This window comes from Paenibacillus kribbensis, from assembly GCF_002240415.1.
In the GTDB taxonomy this organism is placed as follows: domain Bacteria; phylum Bacillota; class Bacilli; order Paenibacillales; family Paenibacillaceae; genus Paenibacillus; species Paenibacillus kribbensis.
Window position 1 is genome coordinate 2,098,281 of sequence record NZ_CP020028.1, and the last position, 24,428, is coordinate 2,122,708.

Here is a 24,428-nt window from a genome sequence, read left to right on the forward strand (position 1 = left end):
CAAAAACGTTAAAATAGAAGTGCACGTGTTCCGATTCACATAAAGTGTAATGCGGTAAAACGGCGATATAGAATAAAAAATATGTTGCAAAGGATGAGGAACCAGATGGCAAAACAGCAGATTGGTGTGATCGGCCTGGCGGTAATGGGTAAGAATTTGGCCCTTAATATTGAGAGCAGAGGCTTCACAGTCTCGGTTTTTAACCGCTCTCCAGAAAAAACGCATGATCTTCTCAAAGAAGCAGAAGGTAAAAAACTGACGGGTACTTTCTCCATTGAAGAATTTGTGAACTCACTGGAATCGCCCCGTAAAATCCTGATCATGGTTCAAGCGGGTAAAGCAACAGATGCCACGATTGAACAGCTTGTGCCTCATCTGGACAAGGGCGACATTATTATAGACGGAGGCAATGCCTACTTCCCTGATACACAGCGCCGCAGCAAGGAGCTGGAGGAAAAAGGACTTCGCTTTATTGGTACAGGCGTATCCGGTGGTGAAGAAGGTGCCTTGAACGGTCCTGCCATCATGCCGGGTGGACAAGAGAGTGCCTACAAACTGGTAGAACCGATTCTGACGGCGATCTCTGCAAAAGTGAATGGCGACCCGTGCTGTACATATATCGGTCCTGACGGTGCTGGCCACTATGTGAAAATGGTGCATAACGGCATCGAGTATGGTGACATGCAATTGATTGGTGAAGCTTATCACCTGTTGAAATCTGTCCTGAACGTGAGCGCGGAAGAACTGCATGAAATCTTTACGGAATGGAATAAAGGCGAACTGGACAGCTACTTGATCGAAATTACGGCTGACATTTTCTCTAAATATGATCCTGAAACAGGCAAACCAATGGTAGATGTGATTCTGGATGCCGCAGGTCAAAAAGGTACAGGTAAATGGACAAGCCAAAGCGCGCTGGATCTGGGTGTGCCTCTGTCCATGATAACCGAGTCCGTATTCTCCCGTTTCTTGTCTGCCATGAAAGACGAGCGTATTGCTGCAAGCAAAGTGCTGAGTGGTCCTACTGTTGAATCCTTCAGCGGCGACAAAAAAGAATTTATCGAAAACGTACGTAAAGCACTGTTTGCAAGTAAAATCGTGTCTTATGCCCAAGGATTCGCTCAAATGCGCGCAGCTTCCGATGAATACAATTGGGATTTGAAATACGGAAATATCGCCATGATCTTCCGTGGCGGCTGCATTATCCGTTCGCAATTCCTGCAAAACATCAAGGATGCCTATGACCGTGATCCTGCCCTGAAAAATCTGTTGCTGGATTCCTACTTCAAAAACGTAGTAGAAAATTATCAAAATGCATGGCGCCAAGTGATTTCTGTGGCTGTATCTCAAGGTATTCCAGTGCCTGGATTCTCCAGCGCGCTTGCATACTATGACAGCTACCGCACTGAACGTTTGCCAGCAAACCTGCTGCAAGCGCAACGTGACTACTTTGGTGCACATACGTTCAAACGTGTGGACAAAGAAGGCGTATTCCATCACCAATGGTTCTAATGAACGATCTGGCGGATATACAAGGATAGCAGTATAAAATAAAACGGAAGCTTTTTTGGCCCGACCGGGTAAAAGAAGCTTCCGTTTTTTGATGTGCGCGTCAAAGGGGATCATACGGAGAGGATTGTGTAACCTTTTAACGCTGTGGTATGATAAGAACAGATTTTAATGCGTTAACGCGTTTATGCTTTTTACTGTTCTTGTAACCATTGCAGCATGCCGCCGGTCATGTTAGTGCAGCCTTCATAACCGAGCTGCTGCAAATATTCGCAGGCCCGTTCGCTGCGATAACCGCTCCGGCAAATAAAGATGATTTCACCGGTACGTTCAATTTCCTCAAGACGGCCCGGAAGCTGTCCGAGCGGAATGTGCTTGGCACCTTCAATCATGCCTTCCGCTACTTCTTCCGCCTCGCGGACGTCGATCAATTGCAGTTGTTCTCCTGCTTGCAGGCGTGCGCGAAGCTCAGAAGGTTCAATCAGGGCGATTTGCGTCATGGCTGGACCTCTTTTCTGATGTGAAATGGGTATTGCGTTGTGTTATTAATATGTGCGAAATATCACACTCTCTATGTATGATAGCGAAGCTATCTCTAAGCTGTCAATTGTGCTTATCCTGAAGACAGATGGAGATTAATGAACATGTCGGATTAAACTCCGCCAGACCTAAATGAATATTATATATTTTTTGGTGGAGAAATGAATGCTACAGCTTGTATAATTAATGTAAACTAGGATGGTTTGAATCGAAAAGGAGCATGTACAATATGGATGTTATCGTTAGACCTACCCCTTCCTTGCAAGGAGAGATTGGGGCCTTGTCCTCCAAAAACTACACTACTCGTTATTTGCTCACAGCGGCACTCGCGGATGGAAAAAGCACCATTTATTATCCAGCCCATAGCGAAGACAGTGATGCCATGCGACGTTGTATCGCTGATCTGGGCGCAGTGCTGGAGGAGGATGACGAGAAGATAGTTATTACAGGCTTTGGCAGCCATCCTCGATCCGTGAAGGAGCTAAATGTGGGGAATGCCGGAGCGGTGCTTCGTTTTTTGATGGCAATTGCATCCTTGTGTCCGGATGTTACTTTCGTTAATACATATCCTGACTCATTGGGTAAACGCCCGCATGACGATCTCATCGATGCGCTGGGCCAGTTGGGTGTGAAGGTGGACCATCGCGAAGGTAAGTTGCCGATTCGTATCCAGGGCGGTCAAGCCAAGGGTGGCAAAATTCAGGTGTCCGGCTCGGTTAGCTCACAATATTTGAGCGCGTTGCTATTCCTTACCCCATTATTGGAGAAAGACAGCGAAATCGAAGTGCTGCATGATTTGAAATCCAAAGTGGTCGTCGGGCAGACGCTGGAGGTATTGCAGGAGGCTGGTATTGTCATTCATGCAAGCGATGATTACATGTCTTTCCGTGTACCTGGCCGACAATCCTATCAGCCACGTACGTATACTGTACAGGGGGATTACCCGGGGAGTGCGGCAGTGCTGGCTGCTGCTGCAGTAACAAATTCCGATGTCACCATCCATCGGCTAAAAGAGCAGAGCAAGCAGGGAGAACGTGCTATTGTAGATGTGCTGCGTATGATGGAAGTACCGCTGACGCACGAGAACGATACCGTTGTCGTGAAGGGGAACGGCCGATTGAAGGCCATCGAGTTTGACGGAGATGCCGCAACAGACGCTGTGCTCGCAATGGTAGCTGCGGCTGTATTTGCTGAAGGCACGTCTCGTTTTTATAATGTGGAAAATTTGCGGTACAAGGAATGTGACCGGATCACCGATTATTTGAATGAGCTGAGCAAGGCCGGAGCTCGCGTAGAAGAACGTCAAGCGGAGATTATCGTCCATGGCAGACCGGAGGGTGTCGAAGGAGGCGTTGAAATTAACGCGCACTTTGATCACCGTGTCATTATGGCCTTGACGGTTGTAGGCTTGCGCGCGCAGAAGCCGCTATTGATCAAGGATGCGCATCATGTCGCCAAATCGTATCCACAGTATTTTGACCATTTGACGACGCTTGGTGCTTCGGTCGAATGGGTAAAATAAAAATAAACTAAAAATGTGAACAGGAGGGGACAGAATGGCTTTTGAAAACCCGTCCAGGGAAGAAATTAAAACCATTTTGGAACAAGTAGGCAATATTGCGGTTGTTGGTTTGTCTGATAAATCAGACCGAACCTCATATATGGTTTCTTATGCGATGCAACAGCGGGGATACCGGATTATTCCGGTTAATCCTGCCGCAGCAGGGCAAACCATTCTTGGGGAGACTTGCTATGCCAGTCTTGCTGAAGTACCCGAGCCCGTCGAATTGGTCAATGTATTCCGCCGCAGTGAATACTGTGCAGAGGTTGCGCGTGAAGCAGTTGCGATTGGAGCCAAGATTTTGTGGCTTCAACAGGGGATTATCAGCCATGAAGCGGCTGACATTGCACAGGAGCATGGAATGACGGTCATTATGGATCGCTGCATTAAGGTAGAGGACTCGGTGACCCAGGCAGTACGTAAAGGATAATCATAAAGCTGCGCCAAAAACCTTCTTCCCTGGCTTCACAGGGTTGAAGGTTTTTAGTGTGAAATGGGGACTTCGTACAGTATATTATACTTATAGCAATCCATATAATGTATGTATTGTAGCAATAAAGATATTTTTACCTGTAGAAGCGTAAGTAAATATTTTTTGTCAGACGGAATCATCGCTTTGACAAAAGTATGTATTCAGCTTACCATCAGGGATAGAAGGGAGAGGAATGCCATGAATTGGCTCGGATCCTTACAACAGCTTGGTCGTGCTGTCATGCTCCCGACGATGGTACTACCGGCAGCTGCAATATTACTAAGTCTCGGCAGCCTTCCTTGGTCCGCGTGGGGATTCCCTATGGTGTCTGATATGGCTAATGCGGCGGGACATGGGATTTTTTATTTTTTGCCTTACCTGTTTGCGGTTGGTGTTGCACTCGGCATGTCGAATCAGGCAGGTCAGGCGGGACTGGCAGCGCTGGCTGGTATGGCTATATATGATCAAGTCACATTGAGATTTGGAAACGGAATCATTCAGCCGGCGACGCTCATTGGTATCATTTTGGGGGTCATTTCAGGGATCGCCTATAATCGTTTTAAAAGCATTAAGTTGCCCGAAGTGCTGCAGTTTTTTGGGGGTACCCGATTTGTTTTGCTGCTCATTGGCTTGTTCTCTGCTGTGTTCGCAGGGCTTATGCTGCTTGTTGCTCCGCTTATTCAGAGTGGATTGCAATTTATAGCAGGTCTGGAATCGAGCTTGGGCGGCTTTGGACTGTTTATATACGGTATTCTATACCGGCTGCTGGCGGCCTTTGGTCTTCACCATCTGCTCAATAATATATTTTGGTTTCAACTGGGTACATATCAAACGCCGTCAGGTAACGTCGTGCAGGGAGATTTACCCCGATTTTTTGCTGGCGATCCAACAGCGGGTTATTTTATGTCCGGGTTGTTCCCTATTATGATGTTTGCAATCCCTGCCATTGCACTGGCGATCATTCAGGAAGCGCGTGAAGATTTGAAGCCCAAGGTACAAAAAACGTTTTTGACGGCTGCACTTGTCTGCTTTTTTACCGGAGTATCGGAACAGATCGAGTTTGCCTTTTTGTTTGCTGCTCCTTATTTGTTCCTCGTTCATGCAGTCATGTCCGGGCTGGCGATGTGGCTTACCTTTGCACTGGATATTCATCACGGTTTTTCCTATTCGGCGGGTTTTATAGATTATGTGCTTAATTTTCATCTATCACATAACGCCTGGTTGCTGATTCCGGTGGGAATAGCATATGGCCTTGTATATTATGTACTGTTTCGATGGGCCATCCGGCGATTCCGCATTCCAACTCCCGGCCGCGAGGAAGGTTCGGTTCTGGAGGATTGGGCTGGCAATATTCCTTACAGTGCTCCGCTTATTTTGGAAGCGCTTGGTGGGAAGGAAAATATAGTGCGGGTGGAGGCCTGCATCACACGTTTGCGGCTGACCGTCCATAATGACAGGCTGATTGATACCGGAGCGATGAAGGCTTTGGGCTCGGCCGGGCTGATCAATCTGGGCGGGGGGAACTTGCAGGTCGTATTCGGAACGTATTCAGAACTGATTCGTGAGGAAATTGCAAAGCTGATGGAGCGTGATCTCCCTCAAATTTTGTTCAATGCCCCTGTACATGGAAAAATGCTGCCGATTCATGAAGTGCCTGACAAAATTTTTGCGACTAAACTGGTCGGGGATGGTGTTGCTTTTGTTCCTGAACGCGGTGAACTTGTATCTCCGGTGTATGGTACTGTGATGCATTTGTATCCGACAATGCACGCTTTAGGCATCTCTACACGAGAGGGACTTGAGGTTCTGCTTCACATCGGGATTGATACTTCACAGCTAAAAGGGAATTTTACTGCTATGGTAGAAGCAGGCGATACGGTGGAGCCGGGGCAATTACTGATCAAATTTGATCTGCAGGCGCTGCGGGAGCAAGCTCCATCACTGGTGACTCCTATGGTTATCACGAATCCGGATCGCGTCAAGTCATGGAGCTTTGCTCCGTTTAAAACAGTGAAAAAAGGTCAGGCCTCGGTAATGTCCGTTGTGCTGCATGACAGGAATGTTGGAGGGGTAGAAACATGATAGAAGGCATCGGCGCCGCAGCAGGTGTGGCAATCGGGAAGGCATTTGTCCTGCCGAGCTGGGAGTGGGATTTACCTGAGCAAAAAATGGATGCGGTTGATCTTGCGAAGGAATTTGAACGGTTGTATGAAGGGATACGCACATCCAAAAGTGAGATCCAGTTTATTAAGGATGAGTTTCGGGAGATGGTAGGGCCGGAGGAATCCAGCATTTTTGATGCTCATCTTGCGATATTGGAAGATCCGGAGTTCATGAACGAAATCCGTGGAATTATTGAGCGTCAGTACAAGGCAGCCGAGGTCGCAGTTAAGGAAGCCATTGATCATTTTGTGACGATGTTTGATTTATTGGATGATGAATATATGAAGGAGCGGGCGATCGACATTAAGGATGTGGGGAACCGGCTGCTCAAGCATTTACTGGGTGCACCGGAAGTCACTCTTCCTAAGGACACACTGCCTTATATATTGGTCGCCAAGGAGCTTTCACCCTCCCAATCGGCTCACTTGAATCCTAGCTATGTGTTAGGCATTGTGACCATGAACGGTGGTAAAACGTCGCACTCTGCGATCATGGCCCGTGCGCTTGGTATTCCGCTCGTTTCGGGACTGGAGAGCAATCTTAATTTGTCTGTCCAGACCGGAGATATGATGATTGTCGACGGGGACCTGGGCAAGGTGTATGTGAATCCGGAAAAAACGGTTATCCACCATTATGAGGTATTGCGTGATGAGCAGCGCCGCAAAAAAGAACAGCTGCAGGTACTTGCTTCCGTGGAAGCTGTGACCAAAGATGGAACCTCACTGAGGCTGGCGGCCAATATCAGTTCCGTTAAGGAACTGGAGGCAGCCTTGAAGCATGGAGCTCAAGGAGTAGGGCTGTTCCGAACGGAATTTTTATATATGGATCGAAAATCTGCTCCAAATGAAGAGGAGCAGTATGAAGTGTATCGGCTGATAGCGGAAAAGGCAGGGAGTCACGCTGTAGTCATCCGTACATTGGATATCGGCGGAGATAAGCCGCTGGATTATCTTCAATTGCCGGAGGAGGAAAATCCTTTTCTAGGCTACCGGGCTATACGGATCAGTCTGGATTCAAGGGAATTATTCAAAACTCAATTAACTGCAATTTTACGGGCCAGTGCAGCAGGGAACATCAAGGTCATGTATCCGATGATCTCATCGGTCGAGGAATTCCGCCAGGCAGATGCTCTGTTGAAGGAAGCTATGTTGGATTTGGATTCGAGAGGGCTTGCCTACAATCCGAACATTCAACGCGGAATTATGATTGAGGTTCCAGCCGCGGCGATGATCGCTGATCTATTGGCGGCTGAAGCTGATTTTTTTAGTATCGGAACGAATGATCTGGTTCAGTATGTGCTGGCTGTAGACCGCATGAACGAGCAGATCGCACATATGTACCACCCATACCATCCGGCTGTGCTGCGGATGCTGCGCATGGCAGCACAAGCGGCACATCAAGCACGCATTGATGTGAGTGTGTGTGGTGAGATGGCTGGAGATGAACGATCCATTCCCCTTTGGCTGGAGCTCGGGATACACCAGCTCAGCATGTCCCCACAATCTTTATTGCGGGTTAAGCATCGTGTGCTGAATACGACTGCATCCGAGGCGAAGATGGTCGCTCGGGCTTGCTTCGCTATGTCTACTGTTGCAGCGATCGAAGACAAGCTGACCGCAGCGAATGTCAACTGTATTCCGGCTGGGCCTGGACAGCAGTAATATGGTGCAATGTCTCGAAAGCCACAGCCGCCAATCAGGACGAAAAAGCACCTTCAAACCAATATATTTTTGGTTTTGAAGGTGCTTTTTTCTTATTTCTGGCTGTTGTCTGCTAACAGATCACAGAATGCTTTTCCGTAAGGTGGAAGGTCCGGCGGACGACGAGCAGATACAATATGTCCGTCGGTCACAACAGGCTCGTCCTTCCAGATCGCTCCTGCATTCTCCATATCATCACGGATACCTGGTGTGGAGGTTACCGTAACACCGTCCAAAATTTTGGCAGAAATCAGCACCCAGCCTGCGTGGCAGATTTGTCCAATTGGTTTACGTGCGGCGTGAAATTCTTGTACGAGTTGAATTACCTTGGGATAGCGGCGCAGCTTATCAGGCGCCCAACCGCCAGGGACAAGAATCCCGTCGTAATCGCTGCTGTTTAGCTCTTCAAAGGCATATTCTGCTTCAGCAGGCACGCCATATTTTCCAATATATTTTTTACCCTTTTCAGCACCGGCTAGATGCACTTCCGCGCCTTCTTCGCGAACACGGTAAATCGGGTACCATAGCTCCAGATCCTCGAATTCCTCATCCACCAGAGCAATAACCTTTTTTCCGGCAAGTCTCGACATCCAACCATCCTTTCGCGCGTCATATGATGACACTGCTGTTATTGTAATCTCTACCTTTACATCTTAAGAAAAAGAACGCCCGAAGTCCATATCCCATTAAAGTTCCGTGGAGCACATAACAAACATGATTGTATTGGTGACTTACCTTGTTTAAAGCAATTTCGCCATTTGCCTCAGCTACAAAAAAAACGGTCGGGAATGAACGACAACTTCACCAATCCTTTGGTAATTTGTTCATGGCTTCAATCTGTGGAAGGATTTGAGGCGTATAAAGTCGAAATAAAACAAGGCATGAAAGATTTTATAGAGTTAACAAAGCTTTTATAGACTAGTAGATAGATATATCTGGATTTGATGAGATCCTCATATAGCTTGATTCTATGTAATGAGGTGGTTAAATGCATAAGCAATGCCAATGCGGCACAACGATGGGACTGGAACTTCGTAAGGTGATTTTTGCTGGTAAGGTTGAAATTCTGCATGTTCCTGTATTTTCATGCCCGTCATGCTTTTCCAGTGAGGTTTTGCAACATGTGACGAAGGACATCAAGGAGCTGCTTCAAAGTCTAGGAGATAACCCTGCGGCACGGCGAATTTCCTTTGCTCGCAGCAATGAACTGGCTGAGATTATCCGTAAGCTGGTGCTGGAGGAAGCGGACAATCCCAATGTGGACTGGCAATCCTCTCTGGAGGAGCGAATGGAGCTTCGGATCAATCTCTTGCTGGACCTTTATCGTTATGCGAGAAGTCTGGGAGATGAGGATTGGATGAATGATGTAGAGAAAAAACTGACTCAATTATCCGGTTTTACCAGTAAATCGGTGTTTACAAATACAAAAAACTAAAAAATATGAAAATTTTCATGGTCACCATTGGATTTTGCATGTTCTTTTTGTTACGATGAGAATAGGCCATACGACAAGACACAGAAAGGAATGTATATCCAATGGGGACGATGACGAAAATAACTACTGTTCAACAATTAAATACGGCTCTGGAAGCGACATCAGACAAGCCGTTGCTTCTCTTTAAACATAGTACGCGTTGTCCGATTAGTTCAGGTGCATATCAGGAAATGGAGTCCTATTTGCAAGCTGCTCCCAACGAAAATATTGAATACGGTATCATTTATGTAGTAGAAGACCGACCGGTATCCAATGAGGCTGCGGAGCGGCTCCAGATAAAGCATGAATCGCCGCAGGCCATTTTAATCAAGGATGGAGAGGCTGTCTGGCATACATCCCATTCGAATATTACAGCCGGTGCACTCCACGATCATCTGACCTAGGTGATGAAGTGCTATCGTTGCATAAAGTAGTATTTTGTCGTATCATGGTTCTAATTAGTTGATCTAGGATTCGGTTGAAAATTTATTGGCAATGGAGAGAAGGAATGTGACGGTAACGATCTATGATGTAGCTCGCGAAGCCGGTGTCTCAATGGCTACGGTGTCCCGTGTAGTTAACAATAATCCTAACGTAAAACCTCAGACACGTAAGAAAGTGTACGAAGCGATTGAACAATTGGGATATCGCCCAAATGCGGTGGCTAGAGGTCTGGCCAGCAAGAAGACGACGACTGTTGGCGTGGTTATTCCGGATATATCGAACTCAATTTTTGCAGAGATTGCGCGCGGTATTGAGGATATTGCGAATATGTATCACTATAACATTATTTTGTGTAATGCCGATAAGCGGAAGGAAAAAGAAATTCGTGTCATCAATACGTTGCTTGAAAAGCAAGTGGATGGACTTCTGTTCATGGGCGGCACAGTCACGGATGAGCATATTCAGGCATTTCATACAGCCGCGGTTCCTATCGTTCTGTGTGCAACGAGTGATGAAAAAGGGAGCTACCCTTCAGTCGATATCGACCATGAAGCAGCTGCTTTTGATGCGGTAAATACACTGATTCGCCACGGTCATCGTCAAATCGCAATGATCAGTGGTACGCTTCAAGATCCTGCAAACGGCTATGCACGTTTCCAAGGTTACAAGAGAGCATTGGAAACTGCCGGAATTGAGTATCAAGAGGATCTCGTGCGAATCGGGAACTACCGCTATGAATCCGGTGTTGAAGCTATGAAATACTTCTTGGGCTTAAAGAAGAAGCCAAGCGCGATTTTTGCTGCTACAGATGAAATGGCGATTGGTGCTATTCATAGCATTCAGGATGAAGGTTTGAAAGTACCTGATGATTTTTCCGTAATCAGTGTGGATAATATTCGTATGGCTTCTATGGTACGTCCTCAGTTGACAACTGTAGCGCAGCCAATGTACGATCTGGGCGCGGTAGCGATGCGATTGCTGACCAAACTGATGAAAAAGGAAAATGTGGATAATGCTCGTGTCATTTTGCCACATGAAACGATTTTGCGGTTGTCAGTTAATTATCTAGATTAAGCGAAGTGCTCAACAGGATATATTTTGATGAAAGCTCCTTTGACGAAAGCTCCTTTGATGGAGCTTTTTTCGCGGGTACATATTTCGTGTGGGTACAATCATCATTAAAGAATAGAGGGATACAGAATGAGCCGGATTTATGGACTAATGGGTGCTATGGATGAAGAGATTGAATTGCTGCTGTCAGCGATGACGGAAGCAAGCAAGACGATCAAGGCCGGAATCACTTACACTACAGGAATCATCCACGGCAAACAGGTTGTCGTATGCAAATCCGGTGTCGGCAAGGTCAATGCTGCGGTAACTACCCAAATTCTGATTGACCGTTTTGGCGTAGAACAGATTATTTTCACGGGAGTCGCGGGGGCAGTACACCCGGATTTAAACATTGGGGATATTGTCATCTCATCCACATGTATGCAGCATGATATGGATGTAAGGGCTTTGGGTTATGCCAGAGGGGTTATCCCTTATCAGGATACGTCGGAATTCGCCGCTGATCCCGAGCTTGTCCGCCTGGCTGAACAAGCCTGCCAATCGTTTGATGATCGTTATATTGTCGGCAAGGTCCTGTCTGGTGATCAATTTGTCGCAAGCCGTGAATTGGTAACTGCATTGCATCAGGAAATGGGCGGCGCTTGTACCGAGATGGAGGGTGCGGCGGTGGCACAGACGGCTCACATGAACGCTGTGCCTTATATTGTCCTGCGTTCTATGTCAGATAAGGCCGACGGCTCGGCTCACGTTAATTATGCCGAATTTACGGTGGAAGCATCTCATCGCTCGCATCGTATTGTGGAGTACATGCTCAAGCATTTAGGCTAAGGGCGCCATTTTAGTACATGAATCTTCGCACAAACCGGATGCGGTCAAACTGCTCTCGTGATGCGAGAGGGACATCCTCTCCCATTCGTACCATCAGACAGTTAGCCGGGTGTGAGCATATTTCAGGATCATCCGTGGCGTACCAGACCATATCTACGGTTTTCATCAGACGTTCCATCATGCGGCGGTACTCCCATACGGAAAGGCCGCTGCCCTTTAAATCCCAGTGCCAATAGTACTCGGTCGTAAAAATAATATAGGATTCAAGCTGCCCGTCTTCAAAGGCAATTCGAATCATCCGACTACCCAAGCCCAGTCCGCGATAGTCGTCGGCGACCTCAATGGCTCCAAGCTCCAGCAGGTCTTTCATGCCTGCTTCCGACCAGCGTTCCAACTCATCCGGGTAGTGGAAGGTGACGTATCCCAGAAGGGTTTTCCCATCATGGGCAATGATGATTCTGCCTTCCGGCAGTCCCGAAATTTCCACCAGCGCGTCGAATTGCTCCTTTGGTTTACGAAAGGCGTCCAATTGCGTATGCATTTCAAATGAACGCAGTTGATCAGCGGAAATCGGTCCTTCTACATAGATTGTTTGTCCGTTATGATCCAGCGTGTCCAAGTGGTGCAGTTTTAAATGCTGCATGCGTACGACCTCCTTGTTTACCATCAGCTAGCTCTCCATATCCCCTACTTATAACAAAAAAACAAATATATGAAAAGGATGGTCGTCACATCCTCATCTATGATATACTGTTTTAGACATAAAATGTTCACAATTAGATGTTTTAAATTAGATATTAAACCAAAGAGAGTGCATTTGCTTTTATTGATTTTTGTAAGCGCTATCTTGTCCTGCGCAATTCTCATTATCATATTATGAGGAGGCTGTATGCATGAAGATTGAAGAACTCCAGGCTGTAGTTCCCACATCCAACATGGGCCCGTACGAACAAGCTTACAACCGATTTCAGTGGGAAGATGCAGAACGTCATTTTACGTGGTATGAAACAGGCAAGGTGAACATGGCACATGAAGCCATTGACCGACATGTAGTAGAAGGCCGTGGTGAAAAAACAGCGCTTTTGTATTGTGATGCAAGCCGTCATGAAGCTTACACCTTTTCTCAGCTTCGTGCCAGCTCTAACAGATTTGGCAATGTGCTACGCAAATACGGTATTGGCAAAGGGGAGCGGGTGTTTATTTTCATGCCGCGTTCACCTGAGCTGGTGATCAGCTTGTTTGGTATTTTAAAGGTTGGAGCTGTTGTGGGCCCTTTGTTTGAGGCGTTTATGGAGACAGCGGTCAAGGATCGGCTGGAGGATAGCGGGGCGGTGGCGCTAGTGACCACACCTGCACTTCTTTCGCGGATCAAACGCGAGGAGCTTCCTAAGCTGCGACATATCTTTGTGGTTGGTGATATGGACGAACGAGAGCAAGGGGTTATTGATTTTGAAACGGAAATGCTTATGTCCTCAGAAGAGCTTGAACCTGAATGGCTGAGTCGTGAGGATGGATTAATCATTCATTATACGTCAGGCTCCACAGGCAAGCCGAAAGGTGTATATCATGTACAAAATGCGATGATTCAGCATTATTATACTGGCAAGATGGTGCTGGATCTGCGGGAAGATGATGTGTATTGGTGTACTGCTGATCCAGGCTGGGTCACAGGAACGTCATATGGCATTTTTGCGCCATGGCTGAACGGAGCGACGAATGTTATTCGTGGGGGTCGCTTCAGTCCAGAGAACTGGTACCGGACGATTGAGCGTTACGAAGTGACCATATGGTATAGCGCTCCTACAGCGTTTCGGATGCTGATGAGCGCGGGAGAGCAGGTTGTTGCCAAGTATGATCTCGGCAGCCTGCGGCATGTGTTATCCGTGGGAGAACCGCTCAATCCCGAAGTGGTAAGATGGGGCTGGCGGGTGTATACGCAGCGCATTCACGATACATGGTGGATGACAGAAACAGGGGGGCAATTGATCTGTAATTACCCTGAGCTGCCAATTAAGCCCGGTTCGATGGGAAAGCCACTACCAGGTATTCAGGCTGCCATACTGGACGACAAAGGACAGGTGCTGCCTCCTAACCGGATGGGGCATTTGGCAATACGTACACCGTGGCCATCGATGATGATCCGTATATGGAATAACCCGAACAAGTATCAGGAGTATTTTCGGTTCCCCGGTTGGTATGTGTCCGGCGACTCTGCCTATATGGATGAGGACGGTTATTTCTGGTTTCAGGGACGGATTGATGATGTCATTAATTCCTCGGGGGAGCGAATCGGTCCTTTTGAGGTCGAGAGCAAGCTTCTGGAGCATCCTGCTGTTGCGGAGGCCGGAGTCATTGGAAAACCAGATGCTGTGCGGGGAGAGATCATTAAAGCTTTTGTCGCACTGCGTGAAGGCTACACACCTTCTGAGGCTTTACAGCAGGATATCTACCGCTTTGTCAAGGAGGGGTTGTCTGCTCATGCTGCTCCACGCGAAATTGAATTTAAGGAAAAGCTGCCCAAGACCCGTTCCGGCAAAATTATGAGACGTGTGCTGAAGGCCTGGGAGCTTAACCTTCCTACAGGGGACTTGTCTACCATAGAGGATTAAAATGCTATTCATAATAAAAGTAAAAGAGGGAATCTCCAAAGCCATATGAGCTAAGGAGACTCCCTCTTTTACTTTTGTTTACGGTTATGGACGGACGGCTCCAGAAGGAGCCGATTCGCCTATTGCATTTATGGAAGTGACACGGAACCAGCCTTTCGGCTTTTTACCAGCTTTGTATTCAAAGCTGGAAGATGTGGTAGAGCCTATGTTGGTAAAGGGCTCCGCACCGTTTTCACTGTAGTACACATTATAGCCTGTAATAGCGTCCGCAGGCTTTCCGGCACTCCATTGAAGTACTACAGAAGAGCCTGCTGCCTTAGCCTGGGGCTGTCCAGGAGCAGTAGGAACCTCAGTAGGCTGTACACCTGTTGCATCTCCCGCACCGGGAACGGCTGGAGACTCCGAATTTACAGGCGGCAATACAGGTGCCGCGCTTGCTTTGGCACTAGGCTCGGACTCATGTCCGCCTACATCAACGGCAGTCACGTAGTAGCTGGAGCTGCTGCCCGGTGGACTGTCTGAGAACACCTTGGAGCCGTCAGCCATGACAACCTTGCCAAGCCGTTGGAAGCTGCCGCCATCTGTAGAACGGTAAAGACGATATCCTACGACGTCGCTGTTTCCGCTTGGACTAAAGCTGATTATGGCCTTTCCATCGCTGTAGCTAACGCTGACGCTCGCCGGAGCATTAGGAGCAGTACCGTCGTCCTTGCGTGGATCGACCTGAGTAGGAGCTTCCTTATCTGCATCCTCAGGGAGATAGTAGGACAACGAGTTATGTCGTTTCATCACCGTAAAGGCCTGCTCAAGCTCTTTAATCAATTCTGAGATGGGTTTTTCCCTTTTTCGAACCGTTCGTTCATACAACATATCATCCGGTGTACTATCGCGTGGAATGTAATTCACACCTTGATAGGTGATATATTTGGCACGGGTAACGCCATTTTCACTATTTTTGGGTAAATACTTACTGTTGTAAATATCCGAACCATACGCGGATGCTGTACGGCTTACAATACCGTCAGGTCGCTTGAAGCTGTCCGTTTGGAACAGCTGGGAATCTTTGGCCGTTACTTCATTCATAATCAGAGCCCATAAGCGACGTGCACGCTCTTTTTGTACTTTTGTTTCAAGCTTATTGACAGGCTGCTTGTAACCGACCCACACACCCAATGTAACGTCAGGCGTAAATCCCTCGAACCAAACATCGGTATAGGATTGTGTAGTACCTGTCTTGCCGGCAATCGGAATCTTGCCAGCTTGATTGAAGTTGCGCTTCACCAGTCTGCCTGTACCCTCCGACACTGCTGTACGCAACATATCCGTCATCAGATAGGCCGTTTGCGGCGTGAAGGCTTGTACAGGATTAGGCTGATGCTTGTACACAATATTGCCTTGCGAATCCACAATCTTTTCAATCATATAAGCGTCATTAAATACACCGCCGTTAGGAATGGCTCCGTAGGCATTTGTTAGCTCCTCGACAGTCACCCCGTGGGCCAAGCCGCCAAGCACACCCGTTTGGGCGTTATTATCACTCGGTTCCAGGGTGGTAATGCCCAACTTTTTGGCGAAAGCCCAAGCCTTGCTAATACCTACTTTTTCGTTAAACAGCTTGAGCGCTATTGTGTTTAGCGATTGATTCAGTGCATAACGTGCTGTAACCAATCCTTGATAGCGGTTGTTCGCATTTTTCGGAATATGATATCCGTTGCTGCCATCTTTCAAAATAATAGGAGCGTCGTCCACGATGCTGCCGGGCTGCACAAGACCACTTTCCAATGCAGGAAGATAGGCGGCAATGGGCTTCATCGCTGATCCCGGCTGACGCACCATCTGAGTAGCATAATTCATCTGTTCCTTTTGGAAGTCCCGGCCTTCCATCATCCCGAGAATCGCGCCTGTTTTATGCTGAATCAAAATGGCCGCTGCTTGCTCATCACCCTTGGTTTTACTGGTGGCAGAGAAGTTGTTTTTATTTTCTGCAATTTGGCGCATGGATTTGTATACGCTCTTATCAATGGTGGTGTAGACCATATAGCCACCCGTGCGAAGCTGTTGTTCGGCCTCTTTGAGCAAATCGTTATCATCCTTGGTCTTGGCATCTGCACCAGCATTGGCCGCCTGGCCCGGATTCGTGACGGACATCAGTGCCTGCGCAGCTTGCCGTTCTGTTTCCATCATAAGGTATGGATAGGTGTTATAAGCTTTTACAGTACGAGGTGCAAGAGATTTTTTAATATCAAAAGCCATTGCTTCATCATACTGAGCTTTATTGATTTTATTTTCTTCGAGCATTCGACTGAGCACCAGATGTTGACGATTTATTGCCCTTTTAAAGCCGGACTCATTAAACTCGCCCTTACCGTTGAAAGCAGAATAAGAAGAAGGAAGCTGCGGCAGTCCTGCCAGATAGGCGGCCTGTGCCACATTGAGCTTATTTAGATCATTTTCGTTAAAAATACCCTTGGCGGCTGCTTTGATGCCAAAGACGTTGTAACCGCTTGAGCCGTTTCCAAAAGGTACTTTGTTGAGATAGGCTGTAATAATTTGCTGCTTGCTCAGAAAGCGCTCAAGGCGCAGAGACAGCAGAATTTCCTTGACCTTGCGATCATCTGTGCGATCAAGATTCAGAAAAACACGACGCGCAAGCTGTTGAGTCAGGGTGCTCCCCCCGGTTTGTACAGACTCATGCAGCGCTTTTTGTTTTACAGCGCGCAGCGTTCCTGACAGATCGACACCTTTGTGCTCGTAAAAATGGTTATCCTCAATAGCAATGACTGCGTCAATGACGAGTTGCGGAATCTCCTTAAACGTGACGGGCCGCCGATCTTCCTCTGTCCGGAGCTGTCCGATGGGAGAGCCGTCATTGAAATAAGCAAAGCCCGTTATTGCATTCTTATTTACTTCCTGTTCAATCATGGATCTGGAACGCACTGGCTCGTTTTTGACAATAGAGGCTATATAGCCGGCGGCTGCTCCTCCTGCGAACAGTACCCCCATACAACCGATGATGATGACCCACTTTATGACACGGCCGAGCCTTCGCATGGTTGTCCTTAAGCGGGAAGGCTTTGGCTCTGATACGTTGTTTTTTTCTTCAACCATTAAGTCTTCCTCCTTTTTAACAGCCATTATTATAGCATAAAATTACAAAATGAACCCATATGCTAAAAAGCCTGTCTTTTGGTGTCGTTGACTACACAAAAGCAGTATGTTATAAATAGGACAAAGTAAATATCGTGAAAAGCAGAGAAAGACTTCAGTAGAAGGTGGAATCACGTTGTGCAGAGAGCCGATGGATGGTGTGAATCGGTAGCGTCCCATCTTTGAATTACCGTCTGGAGCTGTCTGGATGAATGGCATTGCCTTTGCAGATTTGCGAAGACGACGATAGTAATCCAGTACCGGGTGTAGACCCGTTATAGAAATGAAGTGAAAGAAACGCTTGTTTTGGCATACGTTTCTTTAATTAGGGTGGTAACGCGAGCAGCTCCTTCTCGTCCCTTGGGATGAAAGGGGCTTTTTGGTTTGTTTAATATGGTAATATTTGGATCATAAAATAGGAGGAATACAGGATGAAATGGGAAGAATTGAAGCCTGAGCAACAGGCAGAGGTAGAGCGACAACTTGATGTGATTCAGCGGGGAGTGGCGGAAATTGTGCCAGAGGATGAGCTGAAGCGCAAGGTTATCAAGTCAGTGGTAAGCGGTGAGCCGCTCAAAATCAAGCTGGGTCTTGATCCGTCTGCACCTGATATTCACATCGGACACACGGTTGTTATGCACAAACTGCGCCAGTTTCAGGAACTGGGGCATCATGTGCAGCTGATTATTGGAGATTTTACAGGGAGAATCGGTGATCCAACAGGCAAATCGGAAACCCGGAAGCAACTGACTGAAGAAGATGTACAGCGTAACGCGCAAACGTATAAGGAACAAATTTTTAAAATTCTTGATCCTGATAAAACAAAGGTATACTACAATTCCGAATGGTTGGGACCGATGTCTTTTGCTGATGTGGTAACCTTGTCCGCCAAGGTCACTGTTGCCCGCATGCTGGAGCGGGATGATTTTACAAAAAGATACCAAAACGGCTTGCCAATCAGCATTCACGAGTTCTTCTACCCTCTGATGCAGGGCATGGATTCGGTAGCTCTGAAAAGCGATATTGAGCTGGGAGGAACGGATCAAAAGTTCAACCTGCTGATGGGCAGAACTCTGCAAAAAGAATACGGTGTAGAGCCGCAGGCGACCATCATGCTGCCACTGCTTGAAGGACTGGATGGCGTGCAGAAGATGAGTAAAAGTTTGGGGAACTATATTGGTGTTGATGAGGAACCGAACGAAATATACGGGAAATCGATGTCCGTTCCTGATGAGCTTATGCTGAAATATTTTGAGCTTGCAACGGATATCAACAATGAGGAGCTTGCGGAGCTGGCAACAGGCGTGCAGGATGGTTCCGTGCATCCGCGTGATGCTAAAATGAAGCTGGCCGGAACGCTGGTACGCATGTACCATGGTGAGGAAGCGGCGGAAGCAGCCAAGCAGCATTTTGTGACTGTATTCCAGCAACGTGCGCTGCCTGATGATATCGAAGAGTTCACCTTGACGGCTGATCAATTGGAAGAAGGCGGAATTCGTGTGATCCAGCTGCTGACTCATCTGGGCTTTGCGGCATCTAATGGTGAAGCAAAACGTAGTATCCAGCAGGGTTCGGTCAAAATTAATGAAGAGAAGTGGACCGATGTGAACGAAGCATACACGCCGAAGGAAGGCGACATTGTTCAGGTAGGTAAACGAAAATTTGCTAAAATCAAGCTCGGATAATTCAAATCCATTTACAAGCAGCGCTGAGATCGGTATAGCATCTCTGCGTTGCTTTTTATTTTTGCCGAGTGAAAGGCCGTGGTAAACTTAGCACAAATAATCAAACAAGCAGGCGCAGGATTGTTCATAATGGATTGCGTGGGCTTGCACAATTTTCGTGTAGGGAAATAACCAAAACAATAACAAGTGCGGGGAAGGTTTGTATGGACTATTTTAAACGAATTCAGTGTGCGATTGAATTTATTGAATTGAATCTGCGGGAGGATCTGAACATTACTGAGGTTGCTTCACAAGCTTGCTTTTCAGCCTTTCATTTCCAGCGGGTTTTTCAGGCCATTTCGGGCTTTACGGTTCAACAATATATAAGAAGGAGGAGATTGTCCGAGGCGGCTGCAAGGCTGAAACAATCCAGTCAAAAGGTATTAGACATCGCTATTGAGTATCAGTATAACTCGCAAGAAGCATTTACCCGTGCTTTTGAAAAGAGTTTTGGTATCACCCCTGGGAAATATCGCGACAGTGATATTGAGCTCCCCGGGCAAAGCAAGATCAATTTTCTGGATTATCAAAAAAACACGAAGGGAGATTTGGATATGAAGAAGCCAGTGATGCGGCAACTCGAAACGATTAAAATCATAGGGCATGAATATAAAACAAATCTAAACAATGAGCAACATTATAAAGAAATCCCGGGATTCTATGATCACTTTGGGGCCAATGAATATTTTATGTGTATTCCGAACAAAATCGCACCGGGAATGTCATATGGGATTGCTTGTCGTTTTGAAGACGACGGTGCATTTTCATTTGTGGTGGGCGAGGCAGTTGGGAAAGAATCGAATGAGCTGGCAGAGGGTTTCATATATATGGAGATTCCTGCGGGGAAGTATGCCGAATTTGACGCTTCAGGCTCAAATGGACGAGTTCAGGATGTACGAGATTTCATCTACGGCATATGGCTTCCCAATTCTAATTTTGAACGGAGGGAGGGGCCTGATTTTGAAATTACGGATGTGATGAATTCTTCCTTTCCTGATCATTTGAGCATCAAGGTGTATATCCCCATTGAATAAAAGCCGCAGACTAGACGCATGGGGAATACAAAAAGCACCCGAACTTTGTTCGGGTGCTTTTCGGTGCTAATGCAAGGATTAGCGGTTGTAGAATTCGACGATTTGTTTTTCGTCGATATCTTGAGACAATTCGCCACGCTCAGGCAAACGAATGTATTTACCTTCCAGAGCAGCGTCATTGTACTCCAAGTAAGCAGCCAAGTGGTTGCGGTTTTCCAAAGCTTCTTTAATGGAAGACAGGGAACGACTTCTTTCACGAAGACCGATCACGTCGCCAGGGCTTACTTGGTAAGAAGCGATGTCAACTTTTTTACCGTTCACAGTAACGTGACCGTGAGCTACCAATTGACGTGCGCCTGCACGGGAGTTAGCAAAGCCAAGACGGAACACGAGGTTGTCCAGGCGGCTTTCCAGCAAGAACATGAAGTTTTCACCAGCGATACCGTGCATGTGTTGAGCTTTGTTGAACAGGGTACGGAATTGTTTTTCACCCAAGCCGTACATGTGGCGCAGCTTTTGTTTCTCTTGAAGCTGCATACCGTAGTTACTGATTTTTCTCCGTTGGTTTGCACCATGTTGTCCCGGAGGGAAAGGGCGTTTCAATTCTTTACCTGTGCCGCTCAGGGAAATACCGAGACGACGGCTTAATTTAAATTTAGGACCAGTGTAACGTGCCATTATAGAGTTAACTCCTTCATAATTAAAATTTGAGTTGGGGCTCTCTTTGCGCTCCAATTTGTTCGGCGCTACCAATCAAGGTGAGACGCACTACTGACAGAAAAGTTCAGCCGCTGTCCTGTCAGCAACAAAAAAGATGAGGGTGACACAAACTGTTACGCCCAAAATTTAAGATCCGCACAGTAGATAATTCTGCCGCACAGTCTTTTTCAATAATATATATTATATGTAAGAGTGGGTCAATGTCAAGAAGATAAAAAGAATGAAAACGTCAGAATTTGTCGATAGGGCTTAAGAACTAAAAAAATGGGACGAATTTATGAAAAATGGATGCAAATTTCTAGAGTTGAGAGTAAAATAGAGCATACTACGAGCTATAGTGGTGTATAGCCGCTGTCTTGGTACAGCTAATTTTGCTGTGAAGGAGCGCCTTAATATGTCGGAATTTTCAACAACGGATCAGCAAACGCTTGACGGTTCAACAGTCCAGGCAAGCGGTGCTCCGCTGTTTGATGATAAAGGATATACGTCTATCGTCTGGCTTCAGAAGATGGATATGACACCCTATGACTTCCCCTATATTGACCAGCTTCTTGTCCAAGGATATCGGAACTGGTTACAGCAGAGCAATGGTATACCCTGGATCAACGAAGAAGATACTGCTGTTTTTAATTTTACAGGCGTTCGGGTTGCTGGTAGGGAAGAGGACGATAATGAGGATTTGGGATTAGTTGAACGTTGCTGCTTTTCCAGAGAGATAGAAGTGAGCCAGCGTACGCTCCGTGACGGAAGCCTTGGATTTGTATACATGGTTCCCATACTTTGCCGAAATCACAAGAGAGATCTGTTTGCTTTTCTTCGTTTTACACGGTCCGCGCAACATGTTTTTGCTGAACAAGATGCTTTGTTGGCGGCTGCTTTACATTTTAGATCCTGCTTTTATTCGAAGTTTGAGTATATATTTATGGAAGATATTCTTGGAGTGCAGAATCGAAGTGATCGTGAAGGTAGACGTCGCTCTATTTTATTTCAGATTGTAAAACGGATGCATGACAAAATTGATGTGGAAGGCGTGCTGGACGAAGTATTTGATAGCATCGCCTATTTATTTCCACAAATGGATATTACGTTGTATATGAGTCAGGATCGGCACAGTCGCAATCCAAAGGTCAAACCATTGCTGCTGCATGAACGGGACGAGGATGTATGTGTGCGTGCATTTATGAAAGGGCAAATGGCTGTCAATGAGCCTGTTGGCTTGCAAAATGAAGTGACTGAAATCGGCATTCCGTTACGTGGGAAGCAGGGTGTATACGGTGTTTTCCATATGATTCTTCCATCGGGTTCGGATAGTATGAACAAAGTGGATGTAGAACTGATCGCTATGATGGCGGATACAGCCGGCACTGCATTTGAAAATGCCAAGCTGCTGGAGCAATCGAATATACTTATTCATGAATTGCGTCTCATTAATGAGCTGGTTCAGCGCTTAAATCAAAGTCTGAAGTTAAATGACGTATTCGAGTTTGCCATGCAGGAGCTATTGAAGATGTTCAAGGCTGACTTTTGCTGTATTGTGCAGCTTGATCAGGAAGAAAGTTATTATAAGGTTACATCGAGCAATGTGGAAAGTGTGAGGCTGCACAGTTATCCTCGTGATGAAGGGTTTGCTGGATTAGTGTGTAAAACAGGTGATCCTGTTATTGTGTCAGACTATAGAAAAGAAGGGAAGATATCCTCAACGTTAATGGATTTGACGGACTCCCTATCTCTGATGGCTGTACCTATGAAAACCAGCGGTACTCCCATGGGAGTAATACTATTGTCCAGCAAGCTTCCGAACTTTTTCTCATATGACAATTACAAGATGCTGCAAATGCTGGCCCCCCACATCTGGCTGGCGGTAACCAATGCTATGCTGCATGCTGAGGTGCGACGATTGGCCAATATGGATATGTTAACGGGTCTGTATGTACGTCATTATGTGGATCAATTTATACAGCAGCATCAAGAAAAGGACTTCTGCGGATCGCTTATTTTGGTGGATATTGATCAATTCAAACAAGTGAATGATACGTATGGGCATCAGACGGGTGACGAAATTTTGAAAAGCGTCAGTGATATTGTTCGTTCCACGACTCGTGATGAGGACGTATGTGCTAGATGGGGCGGCGAGGAGCTTGCTATCTATTTGCCACAACTGGGCGTTCTACAGGCGCTCCAATATGCGGAAAAGATACGTTACCGCGTACAGCATGAAACCGAGCCTCGTGTGACTGTTTCCTGCGGGATTGCTGAATGGAATTGGCTGGACGAGCAGATTAGCATTGAGTCTTTGTTTTATAGCGCGGATATGGCGCTGTATGAGGCGAAAAATGAAGGACGTAATCGAATCGTTATTGATCATGCAGGCAGTGCATAGAGAATGCTCCTTCGGGAATGTTCTCTTTTTTTTGTCTTGCATAACTCATTGCAGACAGGAAATCCTAATCATAGCTTTAAGGTGCATATACATGAAGCTAGCCTTACCACGAATAAGTAAACCAGACAACATGATTGCCTCAGAGTAGAATGTTACTCAAGGATTCAGTGATGTTCGGGATAGAACAGGCGGATGATGGGATGCATTGGCGAAAACAATGGGTTATGATGGTCTTTATATTACTTGTGATGTGTTTGTTGAGTGGCTGTGCGCTAATAGGACGGCAATATACACCTGAGCAGATTTTTAAAAGAGCCGTTGCAGGAATAGCGGGCAAAGAGATGCTAACGTTTACTGGGCGGACTGGAGTTAGAGTCGGCAACGGTCTGCCTATGCATAAACAGTTTAAATATCGTGGGATCGTAAGTAATCACGATGAACTGGCCATGGACTGGGGCTCTACGGAGGTCTTTCGTAAGCGTGGTGACTATGCAGCACTAAAAAAAGGCAAATCCGGGCAGGAAATAACACATGCACGTTTTGTTCGTCAGCATGGAAAATGGAATGCACTGGCATCTGGCCATAACACTGTGGCTGGCGAAGGCATGTTAGATCGCTTTAATCCGATTCAGGAGCTGGAGGAGCTAAACACGCTAAATAAGACGATTCGTATGGAGGCCAGTGCTGCGAGGGGAACCTGGGTGGTCCGGATTGAGCTAGAACCCGCCTCGGCAAAGCATTGGTTGAAAGAACGTTTAATGAAAGAAATGAGAACAATAAATGATCAAATTGTGATATTAGGCACGAAGGATAAAGGTTCAAATCAAGAGGTGCAACAAAAGCTGAACCAAGTATGGGTGCAAAGCTGCGAGGAACTGAACCGCCAGTTGGAGCATTCCGTTGTGCAGGCTGTGTATCATTTGACTATAGATCGCCAAACGGGCTTACCCTTGAAGCTATCATCGGATTGCCGAATTTCCAGGCAGGAAGCGAATGAAGAAGTGCATGAAGAAGCACTTATTACCAGAGTTGCTTTTGAGGACTACAAGTAA

Annotated in this window: 19 protein-coding genes and 1 other annotated feature; of the genes, 14 read left to right on the top strand and 5 right to left on the bottom strand. The window is 46.6% G+C overall.

What is annotated here, in order from left to right; translation table 11 throughout:
• The first annotated feature begins 105 nt into the window (after positions 1-105).
• Complete coding sequence (gndA, locus tag B4V02_RS09400) at positions 106-1,512, top strand: NADP-dependent phosphogluconate dehydrogenase (protein WP_094154587.1); 1,407 nt, start codon at positions 106-108, stop codon at positions 1,510-1,512.
• A gap of 191 nt (positions 1,513-1,703) precedes the next feature.
• Here gndA and B4V02_RS09405 read toward each other — a convergent pair whose 3' ends face one another.
• Entirely contained in the window at positions 1,704-2,009 is a 306-nt protein-coding gene (locus tag B4V02_RS09405; RefSeq protein ID WP_094154588.1) for a rhodanese-like domain-containing protein, read from the bottom strand.
• 269 nt (positions 2,010-2,278) lie between these two features.
• Between B4V02_RS09405 and aroA the strand changes: the two genes are divergently transcribed.
• The 4 genes from aroA (at position 2,279) to ptsP (ending at position 7,906) form a co-directional block, all read left to right on the top strand.
• On the top strand, positions 2,279-3,571 hold the full coding sequence (gene aroA / locus B4V02_RS09410) for a 3-phosphoshikimate 1-carboxyvinyltransferase (RefSeq protein WP_094154589.1): 1,293 nt from the start codon (positions 2,279-2,281) through the stop codon (positions 3,569-3,571).
• A gap of 34 nt (positions 3,572-3,605) precedes the next feature.
• Positions 3,606-4,040 (top strand): CoA-binding protein, encoded by a 435-nt coding sequence (locus B4V02_RS09415; protein WP_094154590.1) that lies wholly within the window; start codon positions 3,606-3,608, stop codon positions 4,038-4,040.
• 240 nt (positions 4,041-4,280) lie between these two features.
• Positions 4,281-6,164 carry a glucose PTS transporter subunit IIA gene (locus B4V02_RS09420; RefSeq protein WP_094154591.1) on the top strand — a complete coding sequence of 628 codons (1,884 nt, stop codon included), beginning with the start codon at positions 4,281-4,283 and terminating at the stop codon, positions 6,162-6,164.
• Positions 6,161-7,906: a phosphoenolpyruvate--protein phosphotransferase gene (ptsP, locus tag B4V02_RS09425; protein WP_094154592.1), complete on the top strand. Its 1,746-nt coding sequence runs from the start codon at positions 6,161-6,163 to the stop codon at positions 7,904-7,906. The genes B4V02_RS09420 and ptsP overlap by 4 nt, the downstream gene beginning before the upstream one ends.
• A gap of 92 nt (positions 7,907-7,998) precedes the next feature.
• On the opposite strand, the gene B4V02_RS09430 is transcribed toward ptsP, so the two are convergent.
• Positions 7,999-8,535, bottom strand: a complete 537-nt coding sequence (locus tag B4V02_RS09430; RefSeq protein ID WP_094154593.1) for a type 1 glutamine amidotransferase domain-containing protein — start codon at positions 8,533-8,535, stop codon at positions 7,999-8,001.
• Positions 8,536-8,933: 398 nt separating this feature from the next.
• Here B4V02_RS09430 and B4V02_RS09435 point away from each other — a divergent pair, with 398 nt between their 5' ends.
• From B4V02_RS09435 to B4V02_RS09450, 4 genes are all read left to right on the top strand, one after another.
• Complete coding sequence (locus B4V02_RS09435) at positions 8,934-9,380, top strand: hypothetical protein (RefSeq protein WP_094154594.1); 447 nt, start codon at positions 8,934-8,936, stop codon at positions 9,378-9,380.
• A gap of 101 nt (positions 9,381-9,481) precedes the next feature.
• Positions 9,482-9,823: a bacillithiol system redox-active protein YtxJ gene (gene ytxJ / locus B4V02_RS09440; RefSeq protein ID WP_094154595.1), complete on the top strand. Its 342-nt coding sequence runs from the start codon at positions 9,482-9,484 to the stop codon at positions 9,821-9,823.
• A 106-nt stretch (positions 9,824-9,929) separates the two neighbouring features.
• Positions 9,930-10,937 (top strand): catabolite control protein A, encoded by a 1,008-nt coding sequence (gene ccpA / locus B4V02_RS09445; RefSeq protein WP_007431040.1) that lies wholly within the window; start codon positions 9,930-9,932, stop codon positions 10,935-10,937.
• Between the two features lie 126 nt (positions 10,938-11,063).
• Positions 11,064-11,762, top strand: a complete 699-nt coding sequence (locus tag B4V02_RS09450) for a 5'-methylthioadenosine/adenosylhomocysteine nucleosidase (protein WP_007431039.1) — start codon at positions 11,064-11,066, stop codon at positions 11,760-11,762.
• A 10-nt stretch (positions 11,763-11,772) separates the two neighbouring features.
• Here B4V02_RS09450 and B4V02_RS09455 read toward each other — a convergent pair whose 3' ends face one another.
• The gene (locus B4V02_RS09455) at positions 11,773-12,405 is read right to left on the bottom strand and encodes a GNAT family N-acetyltransferase (RefSeq protein ID WP_043891090.1); all 633 of its coding nucleotides are present in this window, start codon (positions 12,403-12,405) and stop codon (positions 11,773-11,775) included.
• A 250-nt stretch (positions 12,406-12,655) separates the two neighbouring features.
• Here B4V02_RS09455 and acsA point away from each other — a divergent pair, with 250 nt between their 5' ends.
• Positions 12,656-14,371, top strand: a complete 1,716-nt coding sequence (gene acsA / locus B4V02_RS09465) for an acetate--CoA ligase (protein WP_094154597.1) — start codon at positions 12,656-12,658, stop codon at positions 14,369-14,371.
• A gap of 84 nt (positions 14,372-14,455) precedes the next feature.
• Here acsA and B4V02_RS09470 read toward each other — a convergent pair whose 3' ends face one another.
• The gene (locus B4V02_RS09470) at positions 14,456-17,479 is read right to left on the bottom strand and encodes a penicillin-binding protein 1A (RefSeq protein ID WP_094154598.1); all 3,024 of its coding nucleotides are present in this window, start codon (positions 17,477-17,479) and stop codon (positions 14,456-14,458) included.
• A 135-nt stretch (positions 17,480-17,614) separates the two neighbouring features.
• Positions 17,615-17,882: a binding site (T-box leader), on the top strand.
• A 67-nt stretch (positions 17,883-17,949) separates the two neighbouring features.
• Here B4V02_RS09470 and tyrS point away from each other — a divergent pair.
• Complete coding sequence (gene tyrS, locus B4V02_RS09475) at positions 17,950-19,203, top strand: tyrosine--tRNA ligase (protein WP_094154599.1); 1,254 nt, start codon at positions 17,950-17,952, stop codon at positions 19,201-19,203.
• 203 nt (positions 19,204-19,406) lie between these two features.
• The gene (locus B4V02_RS09480; RefSeq protein WP_094154600.1) at positions 19,407-20,276 is read left to right on the top strand and encodes an AraC family transcriptional regulator; all 870 of its coding nucleotides are present in this window, start codon (positions 19,407-19,409) and stop codon (positions 20,274-20,276) included.
• A 78-nt stretch (positions 20,277-20,354) separates the two neighbouring features.
• On the opposite strand, the gene rpsD is transcribed toward B4V02_RS09480, so the two are convergent.
• Positions 20,355-20,954 (bottom strand): 30S ribosomal protein S4, encoded by a 600-nt coding sequence (gene rpsD, locus B4V02_RS09485; RefSeq protein WP_007431033.1) that lies wholly within the window; start codon positions 20,952-20,954, stop codon positions 20,355-20,357.
• A 436-nt stretch (positions 20,955-21,390) separates the two neighbouring features.
• Between rpsD and B4V02_RS09490 the strand changes: the two genes are divergently transcribed.
• The gene (locus tag B4V02_RS09490; RefSeq protein ID WP_094154601.1) at positions 21,391-23,376 is read left to right on the top strand and encodes a sensor domain-containing diguanylate cyclase; all 1,986 of its coding nucleotides are present in this window, start codon (positions 21,391-21,393) and stop codon (positions 23,374-23,376) included.
• A 200-nt stretch (positions 23,377-23,576) separates the two neighbouring features.
• Positions 23,577-24,428 (top strand): hypothetical protein, encoded by an 852-nt coding sequence (locus tag B4V02_RS09495; protein ID WP_094156977.1) that lies wholly within the window; start codon positions 23,577-23,579, stop codon positions 24,426-24,428.

Coding starts and splice junctions, on each gene's coding strand:
- gndA (WP_094154587.1), top strand. CDS start 106: ATGGCAAAACAGCAGATTGGTGTGATCGGCCTGGCGGTAATGGGTAAG.
- B4V02_RS09405 (WP_094154588.1), bottom strand. CDS start 2,009: ATGACGCAAATCGCCCTGATTGAACCTTCTGAGCTTCGCGCACGCCTG.
- aroA (WP_094154589.1), top strand. CDS start 2,279: ATGGATGTTATCGTTAGACCTACCCCTTCCTTGCAAGGAGAGATTGGG.
- B4V02_RS09415 (WP_094154590.1), top strand. CDS start 3,606: ATGGCTTTTGAAAACCCGTCCAGGGAAGAAATTAAAACCATTTTGGAA.
- B4V02_RS09420 (WP_094154591.1), top strand. CDS start 4,281: ATGAATTGGCTCGGATCCTTACAACAGCTTGGTCGTGCTGTCATGCTC.
- ptsP (WP_094154592.1), top strand. CDS start 6,161: ATGATAGAAGGCATCGGCGCCGCAGCAGGTGTGGCAATCGGGAAGGCA.
- B4V02_RS09430 (WP_094154593.1), bottom strand. CDS start 8,535: ATGTCGAGACTTGCCGGAAAAAAGGTTATTGCTCTGGTGGATGAGGAA.
- B4V02_RS09435 (WP_094154594.1), top strand. CDS start 8,934: ATGCATAAGCAATGCCAATGCGGCACAACGATGGGACTGGAACTTCGT.
- ytxJ (WP_094154595.1), top strand. CDS start 9,482: ATGGGGACGATGACGAAAATAACTACTGTTCAACAATTAAATACGGCT.
- B4V02_RS09450 (WP_007431039.1), top strand. CDS start 11,064: ATGAGCCGGATTTATGGACTAATGGGTGCTATGGATGAAGAGATTGAA.
- B4V02_RS09455 (WP_043891090.1), bottom strand. CDS start 12,405: ATGCAGCATTTAAAACTGCACCACTTGGACACGCTGGATCATAACGGA.
- acsA (WP_094154597.1), top strand. CDS start 12,656: ATGAAGATTGAAGAACTCCAGGCTGTAGTTCCCACATCCAACATGGGC.
- B4V02_RS09470 (WP_094154598.1), bottom strand. CDS start 17,479: ATGGTTGAAGAAAAAAACAACGTATCAGAGCCAAAGCCTTCCCGCTTA.
- tyrS (WP_094154599.1), top strand. CDS start 17,950: ATGAAATGGGAAGAATTGAAGCCTGAGCAACAGGCAGAGGTAGAGCGA.
- B4V02_RS09480 (WP_094154600.1), top strand. CDS start 19,407: ATGGACTATTTTAAACGAATTCAGTGTGCGATTGAATTTATTGAATTG.
- rpsD (WP_007431033.1), bottom strand. CDS start 20,954: ATGGCACGTTACACTGGTCCTAAATTTAAATTAAGCCGTCGTCTCGGT.
- B4V02_RS09490 (WP_094154601.1), top strand. CDS start 21,391: ATGTCGGAATTTTCAACAACGGATCAGCAAACGCTTGACGGTTCAACA.
- B4V02_RS09495 (WP_094156977.1), top strand. CDS start 23,577: ATGCATTGGCGAAAACAATGGGTTATGATGGTCTTTATATTACTTGTG.